Genomic DNA, 2,511 nt, shown 5'->3' on the forward strand with positions numbered 1-2,511 from the left:
GGGCAAGCTGTAAGCGGATTTCGATTTGTGCAACAACGCCCCAGGGCGTGCTGTAAGCTGTGCTGGAATAATGCAACAACGTCCCTTTGAATGTACTTTACTATAGAGCTCACGATTTATTTGGAAAAATAAGCCGTTTTCCACTTTCATGCCGCGCATGCGGGGTAATGAATGGGAGAAATCTTATCGATTTTTCATTGTCTGAATGATGTAAATAGTCTTTATATAATAACTCTAGTTCCTCTGAAGAGATTTCTTTGTGCACCATCAGTTTGTCGCGAATAGACTGTAAATCCTCGGGTAGATCTACTTGATCACGTAAGAATTGAGAGTCATTTGGGTTCTTATCGGGATCTAAACTTTTAAACGGTACGGTATTTGCTACAGCATAGTCATGCATTTTTTGCAAGGGTATCCGTGCATATCGACCATCAACATGATCGCGCTCCATTTTTGTTTCATATTCTTCAATTGGAGTTGTGTATCCGTTATCAATTATTTCTCTTGTTCTTATAATGCGGCCATTTTCGCCCTCAATAATGCAAGTTTCTGTAGTATTTTGTGTAGGCATTAGGAAGTTGGGACTTATAGACGTTTCTGAAGTACAGCTTTTTGAGACATGCTCTCCTATCCAGCCCTTCTCCAGCGCCTTTTCTGCCGCACTCTCAGCTGTCCCCAGTTCCATTTTTGTTTCTTTGGAGACGTAGCCACCGCCAATATCAGAGTGCGCACCATACATACACTCCTCTAAGTGGTTGCCTTCTTCATTTACTTCAGGCAGGTCGCAGGCAACCGGGTTGGAAAGCACAGATTTTAATCCAAAATTACCACGTTGCTCATTAAGGGCAGTTAGATGAATAACCTTTTCTGTAGCAATTCCAGGGGGGAGATCGGTCATGACAACACCATTATCATCATTTTGCGCTGTATGATCAATTGCCGAGGAAATAACAGAAGGCACTGTATCAAACAGACCAATGAACTTAATCTGGGTCGGGATCTCTGAAAACACGCTATACAAATAGCGCCTTTGTTGATTTAAAGTGCGTTTGGGACCACGCATTGCATCCGTAGGCTCTAATTTACGTTCCCAGCCTCTCGGTCGCCTTCCGTAATCTTTAGCTTGAAACGTACTCACAGTGTGGATACCGTCAAGTTTCTTTATAAGATTAGCAAAGTGCCGAGCTGTTGCAGCGCCTCTTGAAAACCCAAAGATATCTAATTCTATTCTTCTGATATTACAGTTTGCGTATGCATCTACAAATCCCCATGCAGCAGCCCCGCCTTTTTTTGTTTTTGCGATAATTCCTGTAGTCCAGGATCCGGTTGCACTATCCCAGCCATCGTCATCTTCTAGATCGTCCGTCCCTACGCCTTCAATATAAAAATTACCAAATATATACCGCTCCCCTTTTATCGTCCGCTGACTGTGCAATCTCGGGTATACTTTGTGTAATTTCCAAACATTGGTATAGTCACTCTTGTAACTATCATCGGCTTCTTCTCGAAAACCTTTACCCCTTTGATGTGATATATTTGTCGCATTGTTCAGCGTCCCATCAAAAAAAATGCCAATGCGAAGGACGAAATCACACGTTTCACAGCAACTTACGGGTTCATTTGGAAAATCATTTGTCATTCTTCATCTCAATAAAATTTTGAGCATTATCAATTAAAGGCTGTTATCATTGATATGATATCAATCCAATACTAATAAATACAAGTGATAGATATAGATACATGGGAGATAGTAAAGATAATATTATGTAGTATATTTTATATTTTCCAGCATATCTGCTATAAAACACAATAAAAGTCTGCATCACAATCAATGAATATATAAATATACTATAATATAAAATAATATCACATATTAAATCTACTTTTGAAGAATTATGCGGATTATAAAAATTCCAATCCATAAAAAAACTAACGAGGTATCTGTAGTTATATGGATAGTCGAAGATATCAGCGCCGAAAGGGACTAAAACGACTGTCAGAACACCTAGAATGATCAATATAAATTTTGTTTTATCCATCTTTAACATTACGTAACTCCCAGCGCCCGATTGACGTTTTGTGAATTTACATCTTTCAAGATCTTAACAACATAATCATACAAATCGCTTTGCTTTTTTATGCCCTTCTCATCGGCTGATTGAAGCTGTGCCTTCACAAAGCTCCTTACCTCGCTCACACTTTTAAATGTTAGTTGCCCGCATTTCTTGTCCTGCATGAGTTTCTGTACCACCTGTTCGCAAAAGAACTCCCACTGCATATCGTCGAGAGCTTTCTCCTGGGATTTACGGATGAGAGTAATGTGGCTCTTGGGACGGTCGTTAGTTTGAGACGAACTTTCCGAGAATGGTGTCATAGGCGTAATTTGACGGGTTAACATATTGAAACGCACAACCTTGCAATGTCTACCTGATGCTGGCGCTGCAAAGTGCCAGAGGCGTTGGTCATAGGATAGGCTGGGCTCCTCACACCAATCCTCAGCAATGAAGTCAG

General features: G+C 40.4%; 2 protein-coding genes. Both read right to left on the reverse strand.

Features of this window, described 5'->3' with window-relative positions:
* Positions 1-109: 109 nt before the first annotated feature.
* A complete protein-coding gene (locus tag PsWM33_RS07305; RefSeq protein WP_063299730.1) occupies positions 110-1,639 on the reverse strand; it encodes a T6SS phospholipase effector Tle1-like catalytic domain-containing protein in 1,530 nt (509 codons plus the stop codon).
* A gap of 408 nt (positions 1,640-2,047) precedes the next feature.
* Positions 2,048-2,511 (reverse strand): hypothetical protein (locus PsWM33_RS27300; protein WP_193778369.1); only part of this gene is annotated, 464 nt, incomplete at its 5' end.

Source organism: Pseudovibrio sp. WM33, assembly GCF_001623165.1.
In the GTDB taxonomy this organism is placed as follows: domain Bacteria; phylum Pseudomonadota; class Alphaproteobacteria; order Rhizobiales; family Stappiaceae; genus Pseudovibrio.

Excerpts from the sequence above, each read along its gene's own strand:
- PsWM33_RS07305 (WP_063299730.1), bottom strand. The coding sequence starts at position 1,639 with ATGACAAATGATTTTCCAAATGAACCCGTAAGTTGCTGTGAAACGTGT.